This window comes from Schaalia sp. ORNL0103 (assembly GCF_019429565.1).
In the GTDB taxonomy this organism is placed as follows: Bacteria; Actinomycetota; Actinomycetes; order Actinomycetales; family Actinomycetaceae; genus Pauljensenia.
This window is the reverse complement of sequence record NZ_JAHXSA010000001.1, coordinates 170149-187274: the sequence shown is the minus strand read 5'-3', so window position 1 is coordinate 187274 and position 17126 is coordinate 170149. Positions and strand designations below refer to the sequence as shown.

Below are 17126 nucleotides of genomic sequence, written 5' to 3'. Positions count from 1 at the left end.
TACTCAAACAAGCGTTACGTCCAGGTTAGCGCAGCCGCGCGCGCCCCGTGGACGCGCCACGGCCTCGTCCCACAGGGGACGAGGCCGCGCGGCTCACTCGGAGCGTAGGGCTTCGACCGGGTCCTGGCGCGAGGCGCGCGAGGCCGGGATGATGCCCGCGATGACGGTCAGGCCGACGGAGACGCCGATCAGGACGAGCGCTGTCACGGGCGACAGCTGGGCAATATTGTCCACGTTGAAGGAGGAGTGAGCGATGCCGTTGGCGACCGCACACAAACCGTAGGTCACGCCCACGCCCATGAGGCCGGCCAGCAGGCCTTCGATGACGGTCTCGGCGTTAAACACGCGGGACACGTCGCCCTTCGAGGCACCGATCGAGCGCAGGATACCGATCTCTTTACGGCGCTCGAGCACCGAAATGTAGGTGATGATCGAAATCATGATCGAGGAGACCACCAGCGAGATCGAGACGAAGGCGATGAGCAGCCAGGAGATGATGTCGACGATCTTGGTCACCGAGCTCATGAGCGTGCCCATGACGTCTGAGTAGGTGATGACCTTGTCGGTCGCCCCCGCCGCCTTATTGTCGGCGTTGTAGGCGTCCAGGGCGGCCTTCACCTTGTCCTTGTCCGCGAAGGACTTGGGGTAGATCGAAATGTTCGACGGGGAGGCGATATCCGCCCATCCCAGGTTCCTCAGGTTCGTCTCCAGGGTCGGCACGTTCGTGGAGAACATGGTCGCCATGAGGGCCGCGAGGGACTTCTCGTCCACGTTGGACTTGAAGGCCTCGGCGAAGGCCTGCGGATCCATGGAGAAAGCGCTGGACATGTTGGTGGCGAACTGCTCCATGGTCGCGCCGATCTGGTCGCCGATCGCGCTCGACAGCTGCGTCATCATCGAGGTCATCGCGTTCGTCATGGCTTCCTGCATGACCTGGCCGATGACGGCGCTCACGCCCTGGGTAAGAGTACGACCCAGCTGGGCGGCGATCTGCGCGGAGATCGCGTTCATGACCTGAGTGGAGACGTCGGTGCCGATCTGGGCCAGGGCCGGGTCGTCCCCGAGGGCCTTCGTCAGGTTCGCGGCGAGCTTGTCGGAGTCGACAACCTTGTCCGAGGAGACGGCAGCTCGCAGCTGCTCGAGCACCTCGGGCTGAGAGAAGTACGCCGAGGCCAGGGTCGCGAAGTCCGTCGTGCCGCCCGCCTCGATCTGCTCGCGGGCGTAGTCCTGGAACCCCTGGGCGATCTGGGAGGCTTGGGCGCTCAGGTATTCAGCGGCGCCATCCTTGACGGCGCCGTCGGCCAGGGCCGAGCGGATGATCGTCTGGAAGTCGACGTTGGCCAGCTGCGGCAGGTCCTTGCTCAGCTCTCCGAAGTCTAGGCCGGACAGGTCGAAGGCCATGCCGGACTGGGCGCCGGACTGCGCGGCGAGGGCCGACAGGTCAATATTCGACAGGTCCATGCCCGACATATCGAGGTTGGAGAAATCCAGGCCGGACAGGTCCATGCCGGAAAAGTCCAGGCCAGACAGGTCCATCTGCATCTTGTTGGGGTCGATCTGGAAGGCGGCGGAGAGCTTAGACTCATCCACGGTGAACAGGGAGGACATGTCGAAGCCGCCAGACTGGCTCTTCTGGTTGTCCGCCAGCTCCTTGAAGGTCTTGCCGGTGAAGACGTCAACGTCGGGCTTGGCGCGCTGGGCCTTAACGATCGGGCTGGCCGCCGCCTCCTCGATGATCTGGTAGGTCAGGGCGGGCGTGTAGGCGATGCCCTGGCGCAGGGCACCGCCCTTGTCGGAGTTGGGCTTGACGATGCCGGAGATCGTCAGCTGCTGCCCGCCGTCCACGAGCTTCTTCATGTAGTCCGCGTCGGAGGAGCGGTCCGTCCACACCTTGTAGGTGTCGTCCCACGTGTACTTGTCGAAGGCGTTGACGCGACGGAAGGTCGTGCCCAGGATCGCGGAGTAGTCGTAGGTCGTGGTAGTGGCCCCGGACTGCGCACCCGACTGTGCCCCGGACTGGCTCTTACCCCCCAGGGCACCCTGGTAGTACTGGCGCATCAGGTCATCGAACTCCTTGTGGTCCTTGAGACCCAGGGTGTATTCGAAGAGGTTGGGGATGTTGCCGTCCTCATCCAAGACCAGGACGACCTGGTTCGCACCGCTCGGCCAGGAGCCGGCAACCACGTCGTACGCGGAGGTGTACAGCGAGGAGGTCGCGGGCATCTGATAGAAGGCGTTCGTCTCCATCATCGACCCGAAGGCCCCGGAACCGAAACCGGCTTCCATCTGCTTCATCGACTGGTCGGGGCTGACCTGCACGGTCGCCTTAGACGTGTCGGACTGGTAGATCTGCGGGACGATGTCGTAGTCGTACTCGATCGCGTTAACCATCGTGTCGATGCCACCGCCGTTGTTGTCCAGGTAGGTCTTGAGCGAGGCCAGGTCGTTCGTCTTCGCGTCACGGATCGTGTCTGCGAAAGTGCGCAGCTTGGAGACGCCGACCTTGCCGTCGGGCGCGGGCTGGGAGTCCTTCGAGTCCGAGGCCGACACAGACAGCGCGGCCGTCATGTCGATGCCGGTTTTCTGGATCGTCAGCGGATACGCGCCCAGCGTCTCCTCTTCTGTTTTGGCGATATAGGCATTGGTGCCGTTGGCCAGCGCGAGGATCGCGGCGATGCCGATGATGCCGATGGACCCCGCGAAGGAGGTCATGAGGGTACGCCCCTTCTTCGTCATCAGGTTGTTGGCCGACAGGGACAGGGCCGTCAAGAAGCCCATCGAGGTGCGGCGCGCGGGCTTGGCTTCGCGGCGGTCTTGCGCGGTGGGCACGAAAGGATCGGAGTCGGCGACAATGCAACCGTCGGCCAGCTCAACGATGCGGGTCGCGTACTGGTGGGCCAGCTCGGGGTTGTGCGTGACCATGATGACGAGGCGGTCGCGGGCCACGTCTCGCAGCAGGTCCATGACCTGCACGCTCGTCTTGGAGTCGAGGGCGCCGGTGGGCTCGTCGGCCAGCAGGATCTCGGGGTCGTTGATGAGGGCGCGCGCGATGGCGACGCGCTGCATCTGTCCGCCCGACATCTGCGAGGGCTTCTTGTTGACGTGGTCCTTCAGGCCGACACGTTCAAGAGCGTCAAGGGCGCGCTTGCGGCGCTCGGAGCGCGAGACGCCCGAGAGTGTCAGGGCCAGCTCGACGTTCGCCAGGACACTCTGGTGCGGGATCAGGTTGTAGGCCTGGAAGACGAAGCCAATTCGGTTGTTGCGGTAGGCGTCCCAGTCGCGGGCCTTGTAGTCCTTCGTCGAAATGCCGTCGATGACGAGGTCGCCGCTCTGGAAACGGTCGAGGCCGCCAATGACGTTGAGCATCGTCGTCTTACCGGAGCCGGACTGGCCCAGCACGGCCACAAACTCGTTGTCGCGGAACGCCACGGAGACCTTGTTGAGCGCCACCTGCACGAGGTTGGCGGTCTGGTAGGCCTTGACGATCTCCTTGAGCTCTAGCACGCTTCATCCTCACATCTGCTGTTGATTCCGCATACAAGTCTAGGTGAGCGACCATCACTCAAGACCGCCGCTGTTCACTGACTGACCCCTGATCGTCCCCTGACAAGCCCCTGAAGTCGTATCTGCCACATCACATCGTGGTCCCCAAAAACCAGCCCGGGCCTCGTTTAACGAACGGCCTGCAGGGGCACGCAAGACCGAGCGGCTAGACTGTCCTCATGACCGACCTCACCCAGATTCCCGTGCCCAACGAGGGGCCGATCACCGACAAAATCAGGGAAATCTACGAGCGTTCATTCCCTCCCGAGGAGCAGATTCCCCTTCCCGAGCTGCTGACAAGCGCCCAGCTGGACGAGGTCTCCTTCCTCGCCTGGATTGATCCATCCCTGCCTGCGGGCGAGGACGGGGCCGGCAACGTGGTCGCCCTGACCTTCTCCTTCGCCTTCCCCGACCTGTTCTACCTGGGTTTCCTCGCGGTGGATGGGCGCACGCGCAGCGCGGGCTACGGCTCGCGTATCCTCACCCACTTCCGCGAGCGCTACGGCGACGTGCCGCAGCTGCTCGAGATCGAACCGGTCGTGCGCGAGGCCGGGAACTACCAGCAGCGCGTGCGCCGCCTGAAGTTCTACGAGCGCAACGGTTTCACGATGACGAACATGCTCACACACGAGGCCGACCAGACCTACCGGGTCCTGACGCGCGACGGGATCGTGAGCCCGCAGCGCCTGGAGGAGGCGCTCAACTCGGTCACGGACGACCCGGCGTATGCGTCGCGGGTGACGACGGACTGACGCGCTGACCTCGCTCGGCTGACGCCGCAGCGGCGATCAGTTGTCGACGCCGCGGCTGGAGACCAGCAGGATTTCCTCGTTGTCGAGTCGGGCGAGCGCGCCTTCCAGGGCCGCCGAGGAGAAGATGCCCTCGTCACGGGCCTGCAGGAGGGCGTCGCGCTGAGCGTGGATGGCCTCCAGCGCGAGTTCACGGATCTGGTCTCGCGTGAAGGAGCGCTCAACCTCCTCCTCGCTCAAGTCGACAGTGCCATGGCCATCGTCATCCACCTCGCTCGCGGAAGCAGCGTCCGGGGGCGTGCCGTCTTGGAGAATGTCGGTGAGGATGCGGTCAGCCGTACGGGCAATGCGAGCACTCGCAGCTTCATCCTCAACGGAGACCGCGTGACCGATGCGTGAGAGGGTGCGCGAGACGCCGGCCGACAGCAGGGTCTGTCCGTCGACCTCGTGGATCGCCTGGGCGAGCGCCGTATCCACCAGCGCGGAGCCCATGACCTTCAGGAGCTTGGCGCGCTCCTCCTCGGAGATATCGCCCGTAGCCATCTTGGGCTTGACGAGGCGGATGAGGCCGGGCAGGGTCAGGCCCTGGATGACGAGGGCACCCGCGGCGATGAACAGGGCGATCGTGAGCAACAGCGCACGCATCGGGGCGTGCGTCGAGATAGTTTGCGCGGCGGCCAGGGTGATCGCGCCTCGCATGCCCGCCCACACGATGACGCTGCCCTCGCGCGGCCCCAGCGGCTCATTCGCGAAGTAGTCCAGGTCCGATCCGCGCATCGCGTTGCGGCGCGCGCGCCGCTTGAGGCGGCGACGATAGTGGTTAAGCGCATTCTCCCAGTGCTCGGGGCTCAGGTCGCGAGCCTGAAGCATGTCGGCGTCAACCTCGCTCGCCTTGTGCATGCGCTTCTCGAAGCGCTCGATGCGTGCGACCTCGGCCTCGTAGCGGCGTTGACGGTGGGTACGGCGGTGGTCCAGCCAGGCGAGCATGATGGCGATGAAGATGGCTCGCATCACCATGATGAGCGCGCCGAGGATGACGGCGAGGAACGCGGCGAAGGCCAAGCCGCCGGAGAACGCGGCGGTCTCCTCGACGATGCCGAAGGCCTGCAGGCCCATCGTCAGGAAGATGCCACTCTCCAAGACGAGCGTCATGGTCTGCCAGTTCTGCTGGGAGAAACGCCTGTTCGCCGCGGAGATAACGGCCGCGCGTCGGCTCGAGACGACCAGTCCGGCGACGACGGCCGCAACGAGGCCGGACCCTCCCAGGTGCTCGGCGGGGACCGATGCGATGAAGGGCATCGTGAACGAGAAGACTGTATCGGCCGAAGGGTCCTTGATGAGGGCACGCAGACGCACGCCGACCTCGCCGACAACCCAGCCAATACCCGCAGCGATACCGAGGGCGATGGCGACCTTGCCGATGAGCAAGCCCGGGTTGAGCGCGTGCTCGTCTGCTGCCAAGCCGGCGCTCATCGCGGCGGACAGGAGGACGAGCGAGGTCGCGTCGTTGAAAAGTCCCTCACCCTCGAGCACCGTGATGATGCGGTGGGAGACGCCGGAGCGTTTCGCAATCGAGACGGCGACCGCATCCGTCGGCGACAGCACAGCCCCCAGGGCGACGCCCCAGGGCAGCGAGATCGCCGGAACCAGCCAGTTGATAACGAAGCCAACCGCGAAGGCGGAGAGGAACACGAGGGGGATCGCGAGCATCGCGACGGCGTGCATCTCGCGGCGGAAGTCCATGGTCGGCATACGCACTGCGGCCGAGAACAGCAGCGGCGGCAGCACGATCTCAAGGATGAGATGCGGCTCGACCTCGATAGCCCCCACCTGCGGCAAGAAGCCAATCGCCAGGCCGACAACCAGCAGAATCAGCGGCGATGCCACGCCCACCTTGGGGGCGATGAATTGGCATGCCACGATGATGAGCATTCCGGCCACGGCAATAAGAAGGGGTTCTACAGGTCAATTGTATTGCGAGCAACCCCGCCAGCGCCACAGCTATCTCACCGCACCGCGTTTGCTGCCCGAACTCGCGCGGAGCACCACACCCCACCCACCTGCCTTCCACACCGGCCCCAGATGTCAAACAGACCCACACGATCAGAGCACGTTGTACAATCGACGCATCGTTTCAAGGAGGTTCTCATGACCGCTTACAACCACTCGTCGGGGTACACCTACGGCACCGATGCCGTCCCCACATCCCCGCTCACACTCGAGGATCTACGCCAGATCGAGGCCGCCGCACACGTCCAGCCCGGTGACGCAGAGCTGCTCTCACGAGCAGAACCCATCCTGGCGCCACACGCTATGGAAATGGTCGACACGTGGCGCGGAATTCTGGCTCAAAAGACGTATCTGGCAGCACATTCCGCGCACCCGGACGGGCAGCCAAACCCCGAGTACGCGCAGGCGTCAAAGCCGCGCTTCGCCCAGTGGATCATCGACATGTGCACGCGCGAGCGTGACCAGGCGTGGTTGGACTACCAGTACCTGATCGGCGCACGGCACATGTCCGCAGCGAAGAACGCGGCGGATGGGGCGGACTCGACACCATTCGTGCCCCTGCGCTACGTGCTCGCCTTCATCGCGCCCACTGTGGAGGTCGGTCACCGTCTCCTCGCGGAGGGCTTCGAGGGTGACGAACTGAGCGCCGTCCGTGATGCCTGGACTCGCGCTGTGACTGTCGCCGTGACAGTGTGGGCGTATGCCTACCGAGAGCACCCCGAGCAGTTCTGATCCGGCACTCGCCACCTACGACTCCCCCATCGGCAGCCTCACGCTGGCCGCGCGGGGCGGTGCGCTCATCGGCTTGTGGGGGGCCGGGCAGCGTTTCTTCGGCTCCCCCTACGGCATCGACGAGGCCGTGGCGCGCTCCGCGCTCGACCTAACCTCGCCCGTTTCCCGGGATGTTATCCTCGCCGAGGCCGGGTGGGGCGAGGCGGACGCGCGGGCTCTGGGCGCGGCGATGTCCTGGCTCGACGGATACTTCGCGGGCGAGGCCCCCTCCCCCGCCACCGTTCGTCTCGCGCCTGCGGGCACGGACTTTCAAAAGCGCGTGTGGGAGGCGATGGACGCTATCCCCTACGGCGCGACGCACACGTACGGGCACCTCACGGCCACGCTGCGGGACGCAGGTGTGCCCGCGTCGGCCCAGGCGGTCGGCGGAGCGGTGGGGCGTAATCCCCTGCTCCTGATCCGCCCCTGCCACAGGGTCGTGGCGGCCACCAGCCCCGGCGGCTACGCGGCAGGAGGGGACGTGAAAGCCTGGCTGCTTGCGCACGAGGAGGCCACGGCCTCGTCGGCCAACTAACTCAGCCGTTCGCCCGGTCGGCCTCGATCGCCTGCTCGACCAGGGCCTCGTCGACGGGCAGAGCCTCGCGCGCGTAGGCGGCGGCATCGTCCTGCGTGTCGGCGATCTGCTCGGCGATCGAGTCGGCCTCGCGGCGCAGCTCGCTGCCATCAACGACCGAGGCCTGGGCGAGGGTTCGCGCCTGAGCGCGATGCTCGTCCGTGTACTCCAGGTCGTCGGCGTGCTTGCGCACGAGGACGCGGATGAGCTTTCGGCGCAGGTTCTCCTCGCGCAGGACGGCGGAGCGCTCGCGCAGCCAGCCGACCGCGAGGACAACGAGGAGGGCAACGCCCAGCCAGCCGATGATCGGGTACATGCCGCCGATCAGCTTCTTGAAGCCCATGAGCGAGGCCGCGTAGCCCACCGCGACCACGCCGACGAGGACGATGCGCATACGCGTGGTCTGCCCGCCCGAGAAGCGGCGCGCCGTCGAGTAGAACAGCGAAAAGACCGTGTTGTAGATGAGCGCGAAAATGATCAGCGTGTAGACGAAGGCGAAAGCCGGGTGGATCGAGCGCGCGATCTCGAGGGCGGGAACGTTCACGTCCCAGATCCGGTCCACGTTCAGGTACAGGCACAGGGCGTCCGCGCCGATGACGAGGGCGATGATGGTGCCGCCAATGCGCCCGGCTCGGCGAGCCTCGCCGATGCGCAGCACCGAACCCCCCAGCACGAAGGCCATCGCGATGCCGTTGACGACGCACAGCGCGAAGTAGTTGATCGTGGAGAGCCACAGGTTGGGCAGCGCCGGGGTGACCTGGGTGGCGGCGGCGTTGAGCTCGGCGATGCCCGGGTGCGGGGTGGCGAGCGAGTAGATTGTGAGGATCGTGATGGCGACGATGATCATGGGCGTGAACACGCCGATCACCTTCATGATCCGGTCGAAGTCCAGGAAGGCCGTCAGAACGACAAGCACCGCGCACAGGGCACTGCCCGCCCACGCAGGCAGGCCGAACTGCTGCTCGAGGTTCGCGCCCGCGCCCGCGAGCATCACGAATCCCATCGCGAACCCCGAGAAGACGAGCACGACGTCGATGACGCGGCGCAGCGCCGGGTGGGTGATGCGCTCGAAGACCTCGTCGTGGTGGCCGGATCGGTAGTAGGAGCCCAGCTGGAGCGCGACGACGCCGAAGACGACGTTGAGGATGCCCAGGACCGCGATGCCGATCAGGCCCTTCGCGCCAAAGGACAGGAAGTACTGGAGCAGGTCCTGGCCACTCGCCAGGCCCGCGCCGATGATGACTCCCACGTAGGCGAAGGCGACGGAGAGGTACTTCTTGGACATAGGGTCCTTCCGATTGCGAACGTTTCACGAGGCCGAGGCCTCGTTCCACGGTAGACGCTCGGCTGTGAGCATGGCACGTCCGTGGGAAATTGTTCACGCTCAGGAGGGCCGGAAGAGGCACAGATGTGTACACAATGTACTAAAATGACACTATGAACACACTTGCCACGACGCTCTCAACTCGCGAGCTGCGCGCAAACCTCTCCGACGTCCTCGGACGAGCCTCCTACGGCGGCGAGCGTATCGGAGTGACGAAGAACGGCCGCCTCGCGGCAATCGTGATCGGCGTCGACGACCTGTTGGCCTTGGAAGAACTCGAGGATGCACGCGATCTCGCGGCCTTCCGGGAGGCAAAGCGCGACGACGACGGGCAGCGCGTGAGCCTGGCCGACCTGCGCGCTGAGCTCAACGACTAGCGATGTGCCGCTCGTAGCGCTACTTGCCTTCGAGGAGCTGGATCGGCGGGCGCGGGGCCTGCATCGCGTTGATCGGAGCCTCAGGATCCGCGTAACCGAGGGCAAAACCGGTGATGAACCGGTAGCCCTCGGGGATCTCAAACTCGGCTTCGACAGGCTCGCGCCAGGTGGCGAGGATGCCGACCGGGCAAGAGTCGACGCCGCGCGACTTGGCGGACAGGAACAGGGTCTGGAGCATGAGGCCAGCGTCCATGGCGCTCCACGGGAGCATGCCCTCGTGGACGAAGACGAATCCCATGACGGGTGCGTCGAATGCCGTGACGTTGCGGCGGTTCACACGGTTGCGCCCCTCGATGTCGGCGCGCTCGATGCCGTGGATGCCGTAGAGGAGCTTCGCAACCTCGATCTGGGCGGGGCGTACCTCGTCCGGGTAGCGCTTGCGCACCGGGAAGTCACCGTCAGGCACGGGTATCTCCACGGTCGGATCCTCAGCCTTGCGTGCGTGTGCGGCGATCTCCTCGTCGAAGAGACGCCCGTAGTGTTCCCGCAGGCGCTGGGCGCGCTCGCCCGTGGCCAGGGCGACGCGGAAGGCGCGCGTGTTAGACCAGGACGGCGCGGTCGTCGCGTCGGCAAGGATCGCGTCGAGGACCTCGACGGGGATCTCCCGTTCTGTAAAGGCGCGCGTGGAGCGGCGCGAGGCTGTCAGGGCGGAAAAGTCGTTCGTCTCAGCGGCGAGTGTCATGCGCCCAGGCTAACCCGGCCCGACGCTCCCGATCCACCCGGCCCGCCCATCGGACGGCTCCGGCCGAACTACCGGGCCAGAGCCTGCTCGAAGGCCACCACATCCTCCTCGGGCGTGGCCCAGGACGTGCCGATGCGCGCGAGGTAGCGGCCATCGGGAAGGGTCTCCCAGATGCTGTAGCGCACCTTGTCGGACAGGCGCTCATGCCCGGCCTGATCGAGGGCCACGAAAGTCAGGTTGGTCGGCGAGTCCATGGTGACGACGTAGCCGGCGCGCTTGAGGGCCTCGCGGATCCGCGCGGTCGCCTTGACGGCGGGCTCGCCGATCGTCAGGTAGAGACCGTCCTCGAAGAGTGCCTCGAACTGCACGCCCAGGAGACGCCCCTTCGCCAGGAGCGCGCCGTGCTGCTTCATCTGGGTGACGAACTGGCGGATCGAGCCGCGCTCGGGGATCACCACAGCCTCGCCGAAGAGCGAGCCGCACTTGGTGCCACCGATGTAGAAGACGTCGGTCAGGCGCGCCAGGTCGGCCAGCGTCACGTCGTTGGCGGGCGAGGCCAGCGCGTATGCGAGGCGCGCGCCGTCGACGAAGAGCTTCAGCTCGCGCTCGCGGCACACGGCGGAGAGCTCCTCAAGCTCCTGCAGGGAGTAGAGGGTGCCGTACTCGGTGGGCTGCGAAATATAGACGAGGGCGGGGGCGATCATGTGGTCACGCGCGCCGTCGCCCTCCCACGCCGAGCAGATGCGTTCGACGTCGGCGGCGTTGATCTTGCCTTCGACGGCGGGAGTGTCGAGAATCTTGTGGCCGCCACGCTCGACGATACCGGCCTCGTGCATGTTGATGTGGCCGGTATTGGGCGCGATGACGCCCTGCCAGGGCAGGAGGATCGCATCAATGACGGTCGCGTTCGTCTGCGTGCCGCCGACCAGGAAGTACACGTCGGCGTCGGGGGCCTGGCAGGCCTTGCGGATCAGGTCGCGGGCGCGCTCGCAGTGCTCGTCGGTGCCGTAGCCGCTTGACTGTTCCATGTTGGTGGCTACGAGGGCGTCGAGCACCCGGGCGTGCGCGCCTTCCTGGTAGTCACTGGAGAAGTTCGGCAGCGTGGCAGAAAAAGTCATTGGGCCATTATTCCACGCGCTTGGCCGGATGATTCCCGTTTCCTCCTGAAGATCTTTTCTCGCTGGAACTGAAGGACTATCCTGACTTTCGCCAGGCGATGCTGCCAGGCTTCCCGATACGAAAGTGAGGGCATCGCATGATGCCAACCACGCACGGAGAACAGGCGAGCACAATGAACCGGGACTCGCAGGCCTATTGGAACAAGCGGGCCGCGACGTTCACGAGAGACGCGACCGTCGAGTACGAGCGCTGGCTCCTGGATCTCCTCGCACTCGAAGATGGTGATGAGGTCCTCGACATGGGGTGCGCGACGGGCACGCTCGCCGTCCCCCTCGCCCGCGCCGGGCACCGCGTCCACGGCTGCGACTTCGCCGAGGCCATGCTGGCCATCCTCGACGAGCGCACGACCGCCGACAAACTGCCAATCACCTCCCACCTGCTCGCCTGGGAGGACGACTGGGAGGAGGCAGGCCTGGGCGAGAACAGCGTCGACGTCGCCTTCGCATCACGCTCCCTCATGAGCGGGGACGTGTCCGCTTGCGTACGCAAGCTCGACGCGGCGGCCCGCTCACGCGCGGCGGTCGTCGTGCCCGACAGCCTGCTCCCTTCCCGCGACCCACGCCTGCTCACCTACCTGGGACACTCGGCGAGGCGCCCGCGCGTCGTCCGCGAGGTAACCCGCGCGCTCGCATCCCTAGGACGTATCCCGGTTTTCGCGACCACACGGACCTTCCGTCCGATGAGGTTTTCTTCCTTCGACGAGGCCCGCTCGGACCTTCGTCGCCTGGCCGGCCCCGAGCCGTTCACCGCGCGCGAGGAGCGACTCTTCGACGCCTACGCGGCGCAGCACTGTGTGCGTGAGGACGCCGCCACCACCTCGGAAAAGGCAGGGGAACAATGGGTCCTGGACTACCCTCTGCCCGTCACCTGGGTGTTTATCGGCTGGCGCACCGACGTGAGCGAGTGGGCGTAGGCGGCCCCGGCCTCGTTTTTCTTAGTCCGCGTCGGGGCGGCGCCTGCGCGCCTTGACCTCCGAGCGCCTCTTCTTGTCGGCGAGGCGGCGCAGCTTCGACCCCCGCGTCGGCTTCGTGGCCCGCCTAGGAACGGGAGGGACGAGGGCCGAACGCAGAGCTTCGGCGAGGCGCTCGCGCGCGGCGGCGCGGTTGCGGCGTTGGGAGCGATGCTCGGCGGCGGTGACCGTGAGAACGGTTTCGCTCAGGCGATCCCCGAGAACGGACATGGCGCGCTCGCGCTGCTTGTCATTCAGCGCGACTGTCGCAGCGAGGTCCAGGCTCAGCTGCACGCGCGAGTCCGCGGTATTGACCCCCTGGCCACCGGGGCCCGAGGCGTGCGAAAAGCGCTCGATCAGCTCCCCCGCGGGCACGACGAGGCCACGCGGGCAGCCGGGCCCAGCGGGAATGCGCAGATCGTCCATGCGTTCCAGTGTGCACCACGCGCCCCGCCCCAGCCTCGTCAGGCGAGCAGGGAGGCGACGCGCGCTTTCAGGTCGGGCAGCACGTCGGCGGCAAACCAGGGGTTATTCTTCATCCACATCTGGTTGCGCGGCGAGGGATGCACCAGCGGGAAATACGTGGGCAAGTAGTGCTTGTAGTCGCGCACGACGTCGGTCAGCGAGGCCGAAGACTTCAGACCTAGATAGCGCCTGGTGGCATACGCGCCGACAAGGATCGTCATCTCGAGCTTCGGCATGAGCTCGAGCAGGCGCGGGTGCCACGTGTCGGCGAAATCCTTGCGCGGAGGCAGGTCACCGCTCTTTCCCGTGCCCGGGAAGTAGAAGTCCATGGGGACGATCGCGAGCTTCCCGGACTCATAGAAGGTGTCCCTATCGATGCCCATCCAGTCGCGCAGGCGGTCGCCGCTGCGGTCGTTCCACACGATGCCAGTTTCTTCGGCGACGCGCCCGGGCGCTTGGCCAACGATCATGATGCGACACTCGGGTCCCGTGTAGAACAGCGGTTCCACGCCTCGCTTCGTGAACGAGGCGTTGGCCGGGTCTGCGGCGATCTCCTCGGCGATTGCACGGACGGCCGGGTCGGTGATCTCAGGTGTCATACACCCAGGGTATGCCCACCCCGCGAGCGCACGACCCCCGGTGACTGGCAGGTCACACTAGTCCGACTCTGGAACGCGGGCGATATCGGTGCTCCCACTCGGAGCGAGGTCACCGCTCTCCAGGGCGGCCTCGCGTGCCTTCTTGCCGAGGCGCTCCAGCTCGGCCACGGTGTAGCGGAGGTGAGAAACGCCTTCGTTCAGGCTTTGCCCTCGCTTCTTCTGATCTTTCTCTTTCGTTCCCTTCAAGGCCTCAATCGTGCGCTTGTCCGCGTCGATCGCGCGCTCCAAGCGCGCCTTCGACTCCTCGATAACTCTCAGCGCCTGCGCCGGGCTTTCCTCAAGAAGCACCGAACACTGGGCGAGCCACTCGACACATCCCTGCTTCACTTGTTCTGCGTAGTCCTTGCTGAACGCCCCCACCAGGGCCGCTCCACTCGACGCCGCCGTCAGGCCAAGAACCGCGCCTCCTCCCGTGATGATCGCGGTCCCACCCGCCATACCGAGGCCTCCTGCGGCGAGGGAACCACCGCCTACCCACGCGAGGCTCGCACTCGTCAGCGCAGCACCGCTCAGTCCAACCACGGCCTCGCCGGCTAGGACGGTCGCGATCGCGGGAGCTGCCACGGCCGCCACCCCACCCGTGGCAACGGTTGCAGCCACAGCCGCAGCACCGCGCACCGCCCACTTCGTGTAGGTACCTGAGAGCCAGCGGTCGTAGGACGCACGCGCACTCTTCAGCCGCTTGAGCGTCTCCGAATCGATAACATCCTGGTCGGCGGTGAAGACATCGGTGAGCCACGTCTGGGAGAGGGAGAGCTTCTTTTCCGTGGCGTAGGGGCGGTACGCGAGCAATTGCTGGGCAATGGCCAGGCGAACGAGTTCCCCATCCTCCCCTGCGCACACCGCTTCCAACTCGCGGTAGGCATCGGCGGCGTCAAGGAAGTACTCCCCCTGGCTCTCGTCGTGTGCGATACGCTGCCTGCGCACCCAAGCGCCGATCAGCACTTCTTTGTGCTCACGCCGTTTGTCGTTCTTCTCGCGGCGATAGTCGTCCTCGAGCCACAGCATGCGTAGCGACTCGACGACACGTTGAATCTCCTCACCCATGGGCGCATGCACAGCCACATCCGTGCCCATCTTGCTCGCCTGACACCGCTCCCACCACTGTTCGACATCCTCGTAGATGTAGGACCTGTCGGCCCATAGAGCGAAAGCAAAACGTCCGATCCCGACATAGTTGAGGCGCATGAAGAAAAGCGGGACTGCTCCCACCTCGCCACTCGCAGCCCCATCGACCGCCGCACGTACAGCTGCGATAGAGGTATTGATGACTACGAAGGCACCCGAGGCGACCGTCAGCATACGCGTCAGCGCCCGGCTATTGAGAGGCAGGAATCGCGAGGGATTAATGCGCCCCAAGTCCTTGACGCTGGACACATCCGAACGCCTAAGTTCATCGATGAAGCGCGTGATCGTGTAGAAGCCACGGACAATACACTCGTTCGCGAGGACGGCGGGAACCTGCGTGAGGACCTGACTCCCCATGCCAACCTCAGTCCGCAGATCAAAGCGCAGGGGTTTTCCGTCCTGGTCCTTCAGGAGCGTACCGTTGAATGCCTTCGACACCCACTGCGAGAAAGTGGCGACCTTATCCTCGTACGCGATAGTCATGTCCCGGAAGAATGGCAGGGCCGAGGCCTCCTTCAGGAAGGAGAGAATCGGGCCAGGAATGCCCGTGCCCGCGCCGGGGGTCGAGCTCGAGCCCGCCATGTCGCTGATGAGGTGGAGAACCCACTTGAGGGTTCCGTAGAGGAACTTTTCCTCGACATTCTTGCCGATTAACCTTCCATCCTTCAGAGCCTCGGCAGGCAAGTCAAAGATCGCGAAGCTCCCATCCGTCGCGGTCCCAAACCCTTTGCCAGTGAATTGCATGAGGATGGAGCACACGAGCCCCACGGGCGAGGGATGGTGGGAAAAGTCGCGCAGGTGGTGCTGGAGACCACCACCGAACTCCGGAGTGAGCTTGTCACCAACGAAAGGGGAAGTCTTTTCGAGGAAACGGATCGCGTCTGCGATACTCAGATTTTCCTTCCTGGGCCCCACCCGCTGGGCTGCTTCAATGACGATTTTCTCGATCTTTTCGGCCCCGAACTTGTGCGCGTCCGCCAGGTTGAGGTCCTTTTGCCACAGGACACTGAGTGCTCCCATGAGAGTGCCGCTCGCTGCGGCAAAAACGTAATCTCTGGCTTGTGCGGGCGAGGTGTTGGGATCACATTCGAACGCTTCGGCCTCATCCGCCTCGCCGCCCTCACTCAGGCTGACCTCATACGTCCCCTCGACCCGAACGTCCGTCAGCTGAGGAAGGGGGGTTTCAGAAAACACCAGGCGCTCGTTGTCGCCACGACGGATCAGGTCCTGGGTCATGTTTGCTCCCATGCAACTCGCGATAGATACCGGGAGACTATCACGGTAACCATCTGCACGTATCGACTCTCACTCAGCACTTCCCTACTCCTCCCCACTCTGCCCCTCTCCCAAATTCCGCACGTAATTCCCCGAGCTCCCATTTCACCAAGCCCCCAGAAACCCCGGAATTCCAACGATTACATTTCAAATCTTGAAGGATCAAGGAGGGAATTACGTGCGGAATTGGAGGAAAAACGAGGCGTGGGAACGGCCATGCCAATCGGAAGCGGCAGGCACGTCAATCGGTAGAAGCAGACACACCGATTGGTAGCAGCAGCCCAACCGGGCATACAGTGGAAGACATGAGGACAACCAGGTCGAGGCGAGGGCAGTGACAACACGATTCGTGCGCCGTTCCAACAGGATGGGCGTTATCGCCGCGTCGGTTGCGATCACGCTCAGCCTGTTTGGCCTCGCGGGCCTCACATCGGCGGCCCTCCATCGAACCGGTCACGGTCAGAAGGACCCCGCTCCCGTCTCCTACGAGGAGGACGGCACGACCTCCGCGCTCGCCACCCGGGCACTGGAAGGGACGATCCAAGAGATCACCTACGAGCAGGCCTACGAGGGCGTGACCTACGAGAAGGAGGCCCTCGTCTACGTGCCTGCGTCCTACACGCCGGGGGTTCCCGTGAACATCGTCTACCTGACGCACGGGTGGTGGGGCACGGCCGACGGCCTGGCCGAGGGCGTGGCCCCCGTGGTCGATCAGCTGACCTCCGACGGAAGCATCGCTCCCACGATCGTCGTATTCGCGACCTACTATCCGGATCGGTCGTTCGCGACCGACGATTACGAGGACGACTACGCGCTCAATCGCTTCTTCGCGACGAGCGAGATCGATACTCTGATCGACGCCGTTGAGTCTCGCTACACCACGTTCGCTCGCGGCGACACGTCCGACCAGTCGCTGCGAGCCTCGCGCAGGCACCGCGCATTCGGTGGTTTCTCAATGGGCGCGACGACCACGTGGGATGTTTTTGCCTTGCGTCCGCAGTACTTCTACGGGTACATGCCGATGGCCGGCGAGTCGTGGATCGGACGCGAGGAGGACGCGGATTCCCCGCGCATCGCCGAGCTGGTGACCGCCGGGGTCGAGCGCGCCCAGTACGGCCCACAGGACTTCCGCGTCCTCGCGTCGGTCGGCTCGGAGGACCCTGCCCTGTGGGACATGACCCCGCAGATTGATGAGCTCCGCGAAGACTATCCCGACCTCATGACCGAGGACAGCCTGCAGCTGTGGATCGACGACGGCGAAACCCACTCAATGACCTCGATCGCCAACCAGGTCGAGCACAACCTGCCGCTGCTCTTCCCAGGCAAGTAGAGCGCGCCACCCGCGCCACGTGATGGCATCGCACTGCGCCCCGGCCTCGTT

The 17126-nt window shown here is 65.2% G+C and carries 14 protein-coding genes; 6 read left to right on the top strand and 8 right to left on the bottom strand.

Annotated features, from left to right (window positions below; genetic code table 11):
• Window positions 1–93: 93 nt before the first annotated feature.
• Window positions 94–3504 (bottom strand): ATP-binding cassette domain-containing protein, encoded by a 3411-nt coding sequence (locus tag JJJ16_RS00895; RefSeq protein ID WP_219751014.1) that lies wholly within the window; start codon window positions 3502–3504, stop codon window positions 94–96.
• 218 nt (window positions 3505–3722) lie between these two features.
• Between JJJ16_RS00895 and JJJ16_RS00890 the strand changes: the two genes are divergently transcribed.
• Window positions 3723–4295: an N-acetyltransferase gene (locus JJJ16_RS00890; RefSeq protein ID WP_219751013.1), complete on the top strand. Its 573-nt coding sequence runs from the start codon at window positions 3723–3725 to the stop codon at window positions 4293–4295.
• Between the two features lie 36 nt (window positions 4296–4331).
• On the opposite strand, the gene JJJ16_RS00885 is transcribed toward JJJ16_RS00890, so the two are convergent.
• Window positions 4332–6224 (bottom strand): cation:proton antiporter, encoded by a 1893-nt coding sequence (locus JJJ16_RS00885; protein ID WP_219751932.1) that lies wholly within the window; start codon window positions 6222–6224, stop codon window positions 4332–4334.
• Window positions 6225–6440: 216 nt separating this feature from the next.
• Between JJJ16_RS00885 and JJJ16_RS00880 the strand changes: the two genes are divergently transcribed.
• On the top strand, window positions 6441–7034 hold the full coding sequence (locus JJJ16_RS00880) for a protoglobin domain-containing protein (RefSeq protein WP_009055343.1): 594 nt from the start codon (window positions 6441–6443) through the stop codon (window positions 7032–7034).
• Window positions 7003–7608, top strand: coding sequence for a methylated-DNA--[protein]-cysteine S-methyltransferase (locus JJJ16_RS00875; protein WP_219751012.1), 606 nt, complete (start codon window positions 7003–7005; stop codon window positions 7606–7608). The genes JJJ16_RS00880 and JJJ16_RS00875 overlap by 32 nt, the downstream gene beginning before the upstream one ends.
• Window position 7609: 1 nt before the next feature.
• Here JJJ16_RS00875 and JJJ16_RS00870 read toward each other — a convergent pair whose 3' ends face one another.
• A complete protein-coding gene (locus JJJ16_RS00870; RefSeq protein ID WP_219751011.1) occupies window positions 7610–8932 on the bottom strand; it encodes a hypothetical protein in 1323 nt (440 codons plus the stop codon).
• Window positions 8933–9084: 152 nt separating this feature from the next.
• Between JJJ16_RS00870 and JJJ16_RS00865 the strand changes: the two genes are divergently transcribed.
• Window positions 9085–9348 carry a type II toxin-antitoxin system Phd/YefM family antitoxin gene (locus tag JJJ16_RS00865; RefSeq protein ID WP_219751010.1) on the top strand — a complete coding sequence of 88 codons (264 nt, stop codon included), beginning with the start codon at window positions 9085–9087 and terminating at the stop codon, window positions 9346–9348.
• Between the two features lie 19 nt (window positions 9349–9367).
• On the opposite strand, the gene JJJ16_RS00860 is transcribed toward JJJ16_RS00865, so the two are convergent.
• Both JJJ16_RS00860 and JJJ16_RS00855 read right to left on the bottom strand, forming a co-directional pair.
• On the bottom strand, window positions 9368–10090 hold the full coding sequence (locus JJJ16_RS00860) for a nitroreductase (RefSeq protein WP_219751009.1): 723 nt from the start codon (window positions 10088–10090) through the stop codon (window positions 9368–9370).
• 68 nt (window positions 10091–10158) lie between these two features.
• Window positions 10159–11208 carry a threonine aldolase family protein gene (locus JJJ16_RS00855; RefSeq protein WP_219751008.1) on the bottom strand — a complete coding sequence of 350 codons (1050 nt, stop codon included), beginning with the start codon at window positions 11206–11208 and terminating at the stop codon, window positions 10159–10161.
• 137 nt (window positions 11209–11345) lie between these two features.
• Here JJJ16_RS00855 and JJJ16_RS00850 point away from each other — a divergent pair, with 137 nt between their 5' ends.
• On the top strand, window positions 11346–12182 hold the full coding sequence (locus tag JJJ16_RS00850; RefSeq protein WP_219751007.1) for a class I SAM-dependent methyltransferase: 837 nt from the start codon (window positions 11346–11348) through the stop codon (window positions 12180–12182).
• A gap of 21 nt (window positions 12183–12203) precedes the next feature.
• Here JJJ16_RS00850 and arfB read toward each other — a convergent pair whose 3' ends face one another.
• Genes arfB through JJJ16_RS00835 form a run of 3 tightly spaced genes read right to left on the bottom strand, consistent with a single transcriptional unit; the run spans window position 12204 to window position 15706 of the window.
• Entirely contained in the window at window positions 12204–12644 is a 441-nt protein-coding gene (arfB, locus tag JJJ16_RS00845; RefSeq protein ID WP_219751006.1) for an alternative ribosome rescue aminoacyl-tRNA hydrolase ArfB, read from the bottom strand.
• Window positions 12645–12682: 38 nt separating this feature from the next.
• Window positions 12683–13282: a uracil-DNA glycosylase family protein gene (locus tag JJJ16_RS00840; RefSeq protein WP_219751005.1), complete on the bottom strand. Its 600-nt coding sequence runs from the start codon at window positions 13280–13282 to the stop codon at window positions 12683–12685.
• A 57-nt stretch (window positions 13283–13339) separates the two neighbouring features.
• Window positions 13340–15706, bottom strand: a complete 2367-nt coding sequence (locus JJJ16_RS00835) for a hypothetical protein (RefSeq protein ID WP_219751004.1) — start codon at window positions 15704–15706, stop codon at window positions 13340–13342.
• A gap of 406 nt (window positions 15707–16112) precedes the next feature.
• On the opposite strand from JJJ16_RS00835, the gene JJJ16_RS00830 reads away from it, so the two are divergent.
• Window positions 16113–17075: an alpha/beta hydrolase gene (locus JJJ16_RS00830; protein ID WP_219751931.1), complete on the top strand. Its 963-nt coding sequence runs from the start codon at window positions 16113–16115 to the stop codon at window positions 17073–17075.
• Window positions 17076–17126 lie beyond the last annotated feature (51 nt).

Bases quoted from the DNA above. Each gene is read 5' to 3' on its own strand.
- JJJ16_RS00870 (WP_219751011.1), bottom strand. From the start codon at position 8,932: ATGTCCAAGAAGTACCTCTCCGTCGCCTTCGCCTACGTGGGAGTCATC.
- JJJ16_RS00835 (WP_219751004.1), bottom strand. From the start codon at position 15,706: ATGACCCAGGACCTGATCCGTCGTGGCGACAACGAGCGCCTGGTGTTT.
- JJJ16_RS00890 (WP_219751013.1), top strand. From the start codon at position 3,723: ATGACCGACCTCACCCAGATTCCCGTGCCCAACGAGGGGCCGATCACC.
- JJJ16_RS00830 (WP_219751931.1), top strand. From the start codon at position 16,113: ATGGGCGTTATCGCCGCGTCGGTTGCGATCACGCTCAGCCTGTTTGGC.
- JJJ16_RS00855 (WP_219751008.1), bottom strand. From the start codon at position 11,208: ATGACTTTTTCTGCCACGCTGCCGAACTTCTCCAGTGACTACCAGGAA.
- JJJ16_RS00885 (WP_219751932.1), bottom strand. From the start codon at position 6,224: ATGCTCATCATCGTGGCATGCCAATTCATCGCCCCCAAGGTGGGCGTG.
- JJJ16_RS00865 (WP_219751010.1), top strand. From the start codon at position 9,085: ATGAACACACTTGCCACGACGCTCTCAACTCGCGAGCTGCGCGCAAAC.
- JJJ16_RS00840 (WP_219751005.1), bottom strand. From the start codon at position 13,282: ATGACACCTGAGATCACCGACCCGGCCGTCCGTGCAATCGCCGAGGAG.
- arfB (WP_219751006.1), bottom strand. From the start codon at position 12,644: ATGGACGATCTGCGCATTCCCGCTGGGCCCGGCTGCCCGCGTGGCCTC.
- JJJ16_RS00875 (WP_219751012.1), top strand. From the start codon at position 7,003: ATGCCTACCGAGAGCACCCCGAGCAGTTCTGATCCGGCACTCGCCACC.
- JJJ16_RS00860 (WP_219751009.1), bottom strand. From the start codon at position 10,090: ATGACACTCGCCGCTGAGACGAACGACTTTTCCGCCCTGACAGCCTCG.
- JJJ16_RS00850 (WP_219751007.1), top strand. From the start codon at position 11,346: ATGATGCCAACCACGCACGGAGAACAGGCGAGCACAATGAACCGGGAC.
- JJJ16_RS00880 (WP_009055343.1), top strand. From the start codon at position 6,441: ATGACCGCTTACAACCACTCGTCGGGGTACACCTACGGCACCGATGCC.